Origin of the sequence: Methylobacterium sp. Leaf469, from assembly GCF_001424745.1 — a bacterium.
GTDB lineage: Bacteria > Pseudomonadota > Alphaproteobacteria > Rhizobiales > Beijerinckiaceae > Methylobacterium.
In genome coordinates, this window is sequence record NZ_LMRE01000013.1 from 45,013 (window position 1) to 51,128 (window position 6,116).

The 6,116-nt window shown below is 69.8% G+C and carries 5 protein-coding genes, 1 tRNA gene and 1 pseudogene; 3 read left to right on the forward strand and 4 right to left on the reverse strand.

What is annotated here, in order from left to right; translation table 11 throughout:
* The first annotated feature begins 11 nt into the window (after nucleotides 1-11).
* On the forward strand, nucleotides 12-464 hold the full coding sequence (locus ASG60_RS10160) for a response regulator (RefSeq protein ID WP_056385359.1): 453 nt from the start codon (nucleotides 12-14) through the stop codon (nucleotides 462-464).
* 33 nt (nucleotides 465-497) lie between these two features.
* Entirely contained in the window at nucleotides 498-2,834 is a 2,337-nt protein-coding gene (locus ASG60_RS10165) for a DUF3772 domain-containing protein (protein WP_056385361.1), read from the forward strand.
* Nucleotides 2,835-2,868: 34 nt separating this feature from the next.
* Here the strand turns inward: ASG60_RS10165 and ASG60_RS10170 are convergent, their stop codons facing one another.
* Entirely contained in the window at nucleotides 2,869-4,506 is a 1,638-nt protein-coding gene (locus ASG60_RS10170) for a peptide chain release factor 3 (RefSeq protein ID WP_056169275.1), read from the reverse strand.
* A 116-nt stretch (nucleotides 4,507-4,622) separates the two neighbouring features.
* Nucleotides 4,623-5,375 carry an SDR family oxidoreductase gene (locus ASG60_RS10175; RefSeq protein ID WP_056385363.1) on the reverse strand — a complete coding sequence of 251 codons (753 nt, stop codon included), beginning with the start codon at nucleotides 5,373-5,375 and terminating at the stop codon, nucleotides 4,623-4,625.
* A gap of 99 nt (nucleotides 5,376-5,474) precedes the next feature.
* Here ASG60_RS10175 and ASG60_RS10180 point away from each other — a divergent pair.
* Nucleotides 5,475-5,549: transfer RNA gene (locus tag ASG60_RS10180), tRNA-Gln, on the forward strand.
* A gap of 92 nt (nucleotides 5,550-5,641) precedes the next feature.
* Here ASG60_RS10180 and ASG60_RS22610 read toward each other — a convergent pair.
* Both ASG60_RS22610 and ASG60_RS22615 read right to left on the reverse strand, forming a co-directional pair.
* Nucleotides 5,642-5,947 (reverse strand): hypothetical protein, encoded by a 306-nt coding sequence (locus ASG60_RS22610; protein ID WP_156398852.1) that lies wholly within the window; start codon nucleotides 5,945-5,947, stop codon nucleotides 5,642-5,644.
* 56 nt (nucleotides 5,948-6,003) lie between these two features.
* Nucleotides 6,004-6,116 (reverse strand): annotated as a pseudogene (locus tag ASG60_RS22615) (IS630 family transposase); the annotation flags it as partial.

Here is a 6,116-nt window from a genome sequence, read left to right on the forward strand (position 1 = left end):
ACGCGAAACCCATGAGCGAGACGCCCCCGATCCTCATCGTCGACGACCAGGAGAAGCTCCTGAAGCTCGTCATCCTGCTCATGAACCGGCTGGGGTTTCCCGATGTCGACGGCGTCAACGATGCGCCGACGGCCCTGGAGCGCCTGCGGACGCGGAAATACGCCCTGGTGATCTCCGACCTCGACATGGAGCCCATGGACGGCCTCGCCTTCCTGCGCGAGATCCGCGCCGACGACGCCCTGATGAACACGCCCTTCATCCTCACCGAAGCCTCGTTCGACTTCGAAGACATCAACCTCGCCCACCAGGCCGGCGCCGACGCCTTCATCCTCAAGCCGTTCGACATGTCGGTGCTGAAGTCGAAGCTGAAGCAGGTCATCAACCGCAAACCGCGCAAGCGCGAGGCGCCGCTGGCCGCCGAGTCCGCCCTCAGCGTGGATTTCCCCATGCTGGGCAAGTTCTGAGCGGACCCGCTCCGACGCGCCGGCCCGTCCCCGATGATCGCCCCTCCCACCGGCCCGGCCGGGCGGCTCGCCCAGCGGGTGTCCCTCATCCTCGCGCTCCTCTTCGGCGTGGTCGGCGGCGGCGCGGCGGCGCAGGACGGCCCGCGCCCGGATCTGCGCCGGTCCCTTTCCGAGATCGCCGCCGAACTCCCCCTCCGGCAGGCCGACTTCGCCGGGCTCTCCGCGCTCCGCGACCGGGCCGAGGCCCTGGCGGCGGAGAGCCGCGAGGTGCAGGCCCGGGACGCGGCGGCCCTGGAACGGGCGCGGACGGCACGGCTCGACGCCGGCCGAATCGAACCGCCACCAGAGCGCGACGCCGCCATCCGGGCGGCCGACGACGCCCTCCGGTCCGCCGAGGAGCGGGTCCAGGCGGACAAGGCCCTCGCGGCCGACCTCGACGGCCTCGGCAATCGCATCACCGAGGCGCGGCGCAGGCTCTTCGCCGCGCGCCTGTTCGCCCGCGGCGCAAGCCCGCTCTCCTTCGGATTCTGGAGCGAACTCGTCGACCGGGCGCTGCCGCAGGTCGCCGGCAAGCTGTCCGATCTCGGCACCGCCATGGCGGCCGGCCAGGAGGGTGACGACGCCGCCGAGATCGCCATCGGCGCCGCGGTGGTCCTGACGGGCCTGCTGCTGCTCTACGCGGCGATCCGGAAGGCGCGCCGGTACGCCCTGGACCGCTGGCAGCGTTTCGCCGCGCGGACGAGCATCAGCCCCCGGCGACGCGCCGCCGTGCACGCCCTCCTCGACATGACGCTTACCGTCTGCTCGTTCCCCCTCGCGGTCGTGCTGCTCCTCGTCCTGAACGACGACATCGATTTCACGCCCGGCAGCCTCGACGCGATCATCTTCCGCGTGCTCGCCGCCGTCGCGGGCGCCCTCCTCGGGGCGGGCATCCTCCGGGCCATGGTGGCGCCGCGCGATCCGGCCCACCGGCTCCTCGCCGTCAGCGACGGGACGGCCCTGATCGTCGCGCGTACGGGCCACGCCCTGATCCTGGTCTACGCCGCCGATCTGGTGTTCGCCGAGTTCGCCGTCGCGGCGCATTTCCGAATCGTGATCAGTCAGGCCGCCACCATGGCGATGATCGCCCTGTGCTGCGCGCTCCTGGGGCTGGCCCTCCTGCGCCTGAGCCGGGACGAGGCCCCGGCCGAGTCGGACGCGATGCCGGCGGCGCGGTCGGCCGCCTCCCTCACGATCCTGACGCCCGTCGTCTGGGCCGTGGTCGCGGTTTCGTTCGCGGCGATGCTCGCCGGCTACACGGCCCTCGGCGGCTTCCTCATCGGCCGCCTGATCGTCACGGGCCTGCTCCTCGCCCTGGGCTGGGTGGTGCTGATCTGCGTCGACGCCCTGTTCGTGACCCGGGCCGACATCGAGACCAGCCCGCGGCTGCTGCGCCTGAGCCGGGCCCTGGCGGTGCCGCCCGACACCCTGGCCCTCGGCTCGGCCGTGGTCTCGGGCGTGCTGAACGTCCTCGTGGTGACCGCGATGATCTTCGTCGTCATCGGCCCCTGGAACCTCGCCTACGGCGAACTCAACCCGTTCCGGGACGCGTTCCTCGGCACCCATCCGGGCGATGTCCGCACCCTCGTCGGCGCTGCGGGGTTCGCCGCCCTGACCGCCATCGTCGGCGTGGCCCTGACGCGGGCCGCGACGGGTTGGCTCGACCGCAGGGTCCTGCCGCAGACGCGCCTCGACGCCGGCGCCCGCTACTCCGTGATCACGGTGGTGGGCTATGGCGGCCTCGTGCTCACCCTCCTCCTGGCGCTGGGTCAGCTCGGGGTGAATCCGCAGAGCCTGACGGTGATCGCCGGCGCGCTCTCCGTCGGCGTCGGGTTCGGCCTGCAGAGCATCGTCTCGAATTTCGTCTCGGGGCTGATCGTCCTGGCCGAACGCCCGATCCGGGTCGGCGACCTCGTGACGGTCAAGGGCGAGGAGGGGCGCGTCAAGAAGATCAGCGTCCGCTCGACGCTCCTCGCCACGGGCGATCGCACGGACCTCATCGTGCCGAACACCGACATCATCACGTCCATCGTCCGCAACAAGACCCTGACGGACGTGTCCCAGCGCCTGCGCCTGCCGGTGGTGCTGGCCCAGGACACGGATCTCGCGCTGGCACGCGACATCCTCGTCGCCGTCGCCGCCCGTCATCCCAACGTCGCGGCCGACCCCGCGCCGGTGCTGCTCCTGACGAAGCTCGGCGAAAATCTCGAAGTCGAGGCGCGCGTCTTCGTCCACGACGTGTCGCAGAGCGACGTGACCCGCAGCGAACTCAACCACCTGCTGCTCGAATTCTTCCGCCGCTCCGGCATCAAGCTGGGCGGGGCCGCGTGAGCCTGCGCCCGAAGCCCGCGAACCCGAAACCGGCTCAGGCCACCGCGCGCTTCTGGTAATCCTTGATGTCGGAGAACCGCAATGCGGGCGCCCGCTCCTCCTCGTAGCGCAGGGAGAACGCCGTGGTGGCCATGAACACCGGCGCGCCGTCGAGGTCGCTCGCCAGGGCCGAGCCGTGGCTGCCGATGAAGTTGTCCAGATCGGTCTCCTTGTCGGCCTCGATCCAGCGGCAGATGGAGAACCGGGTCGGCTCGTAGTCGATGGGCAGGCCGTACTCGGCCTGGAGCCGTTCCTTCAGCACGTCGAGCTGCAGGGCGCCGACCACGCCAACGATGGCCTGGGACCCATCATGGGGCCGGAACACCTGCACCACGCCCTCCTCGCCCATCTGCTGCAGGGCCTCGCGCAGCTTCTTGGCCTTCATCGCGTCCGTGAGCTTGATCCGCCGCAGGATCTCGGGGGCGAAACTCGGCACGCCGCGGAACACGATCTCCTCGCCCTCCGTCAGGGTGTCGCCGATGCGCAGGGTCCCGTGGTTGGGGATTCCGACGACGTCGCCCGCGAACGCCTCGTCCGCGATGGCGCGGTCCTGGGCGAAGAAGAATTGCGGCGCGGAGAGCGACATGGGCTTACCGGTTCGCACGAGCTTGGCCTTCATGCCCCGGCTGAGCCGGCCCGAGCACACCCGCATGAAGGCGATGCGGTCGCGGTGGTTCGGATCCATGTTCGCCTGGATCTTGAACACGAAGCCGGTCATCTTCGGCTCGGTGGGCTCCACAAGGCGCTTGTCGGCGTCCTGGCCGCGCGGCGGCGGGGCGAAGCGGGCGAGCCCGTCGATGAGATCCCGCACGCCGAAGTTGCGGAGCGCCGAGCCGAAGAACACCGGCGTGAGGTGCCCCTCGCGGAACGCCTCCAGGTCGAAGCGCTTGAGGCCGGACTCGGCGAGCTCCGCCTCCTCGCGCCAGGTGGCGACCTCGCCCTCCTCCGTCAGGAGCCCATCGAACAGCGGATCGTCGACGCCCGTCACCGGCACGGTGCCGGCATCGTCGGCGGCGTCGAGGCGGCGCACCCGGCCGTTGCCGAGGTCGTAGGTGCCGGCAAAGCTCCGCCCCCGGCCGATGGGCCAGGTGACGGGGGCTACGTCGAGGGCCAGCACCTTCTCGATCTCGTCCAGCAGCTCGAACGGGTCGCGGGCCTCGCGGTCGAGCTTGTTGATGAAGGTGACGATGGGAATGTCGCGCAAGCGGCAGACCTCGAACAGTTTTCGCGTGCGCGCCTCGATGCCCTTGGCCGCGTCGATGACCATCACGGCGGAGTCGACGGCGGTGAGCGTGCGGTAGGTGTCCTCCGAGAAGTCCTCGTGGCCCGGGGTGTCGAGGAGGTTGAAGACGCAGTCGCCGTACTCGAACGTCATCACCGAGGTGACGACGGAGATGCCGCGCTCCTTCTCGATGCCCATCCAGTCGGAGCGGGTGGAGACGCGGTTGCGCTTGGCCTTGACCTCGCCGGCGAGTTGGATGGCGCCGCCGAACAGCAGCAGCTTCTCCGTGAGCGTGGTCTTGCCGGCATCCGGGTGCGAGATGATCGCGAAGGTGCGGCGCCGGGCGACGGGATCGCTCTTCGGGTCGGGCGCTTTGTGTTCGGCGGATTTGGTCTCGGTCTGCATCAGCATGGCGGGCAACGGTGTTCCGGGTCCGCGGCGGGCGGACGATGGCCGCCGGACGGCGACCCGAGAGAGCGGGCTGTGTAGGCGTTTCCGGGGGGAAGCGCAAAGCCGCCGGAATGGGCTCAGCCCCGGCCGATATACGGCATCTTCGTCGCGAGCACGGTCATGAACTGGACGTTGGCCGAGAGCGGAAGCCCCGCCATGTAGACCACGGCGTCCGCCACGTGGGCCGCGTCCATCACCGGCTCCGGCTTGATGCTGCCGTCGGCCTGCCGGGCGCCGTGCGAAAAGGCCCGCGTCATCTCGGTCTCGGCATTGCCGACGTCGATCTGCCCACAGGCGATGTCGTGGGCGCGCCCGTCGAGGGAGGTGGCGCGGGTCAGCCCCGTCATGGCGTGCTTGGTGGCGGCGTAGGGCGCCGAGTTCGGGCGCGGCACCTGGGCGGCGATGGAGCCGTTGTTGATGATGCGTCCGCCGCGCGGGTCCTGCGCCTTCATCAGCCGGAACGCCCCTTGCGTGCACAGGAAGGCGCCCGTGAGGTTCACGTCGACGCTGGCGCGCCAATCGGCCAGCGCCACCTCGTCCACGGGCACGCTCGGGGTGAACACGCCGGCGTTGTTGAACAGCACGTCGAGGCGGCCATACGCCTCCCGGGTCGCCGCGAACAACCGCGCGACGGAATCCGGGTCGGCGACATCGGCCTCGACGGACAGGGCCTCGCCCCCCTGCCCCCGCACCGCCTCGGCGACAGCCTCGAGCCGCGCCCGCCGCCGCCCGGCCAACACCACGGCGTATCCGGCTTCGGCGAGCCCCAGGGCCACCGCCCGGCCGATGCCCGAGCCGGCCCCGGTCACCATCGCGATCCGTCCCGCCATCCGCCGCGTGCTCCCTACTCCGCAACCGCTCATAAAGGCGGCGTCGCCCTGTTGCCAGCCTCCCCCACTCCGTCTAGACACCACCCGGCCTTGCGCCGATGGGGCGTCGCCAAGTGGTAAGGCAGCGGTTTTTGGTACCGCCATTCCCAGGTTCGAATCCTGGCGCCCCAGCCAAAGGCTTCAGATTCTCAGCCAAACGCTGATCTTCCTGCGCTTTTCGGACCCGCCCGGGTCGACCACACCGTCCAGGTCCATTCCCCAGGACGTCAAGGGTTCAAGCCTTGCCCAGGATCCACATTCGTCAGCGCGGACAGACCGCCCTGTTTCGTCGTATCATCCCCCACGATTTCCGAGCCCGTTTCGATCGACGTGAGATCATTCGGTCGCTCGGCCATGCGTCCGCCGGCGAGGCCCGGAGGCTGTCTCAGCGTTATTGGGATGCGACGGAAACCCTGTTCACGATGGTTCGCTTCGATCGCAAGCTCAGCCAAGCCGATGTCGCACGGCTCGCAGAGCAGCATCTCGAGGGCCGGAGCTACCGGCATGATCGGGCTCTTGCGAGCGTCGGACATTATCCTGATCTCGATGCTTTGCCGGAGGAGCCCCTCGAATACGCTAGTGCACTGACTCAGACGGATGGTTCAGGGGTTCGGTTGAGAGCGTCGAAGATGGCAGCGGCGGGTTTGGTCCAGACGAAGGGTCTGGGCCTTTGGTTGTGCTCGACGATGTAGCGTTTGATGG

Excerpts from the sequence above, each read along its gene's own strand:
- ASG60_RS10160 (WP_056385359.1), top strand. The coding sequence starts at position 12 with ATGAGCGAGACGCCCCCGATCCTCATCGTCGACGACCAGGAGAAGCTC.
- ASG60_RS10165 (WP_056385361.1), top strand. The coding sequence starts at position 498 with ATGATCGCCCCTCCCACCGGCCCGGCCGGGCGGCTCGCCCAGCGGGTG.
- ASG60_RS10170 (WP_056169275.1), bottom strand. The coding sequence starts at position 4,506 with ATGCTGATGCAGACCGAGACCAAATCCGCCGAACACAAAGCGCCCGAC.
- ASG60_RS10175 (WP_056385363.1), bottom strand. The coding sequence starts at position 5,375 with ATGGCGGGACGGATCGCGATGGTGACCGGGGCCGGCTCGGGCATCGGC.
- ASG60_RS22610 (WP_156398852.1), bottom strand. The coding sequence starts at position 5,947 with ATGTCCGACGCTCGCAAGAGCCCGATCATGCCGGTAGCTCCGGCCCTC.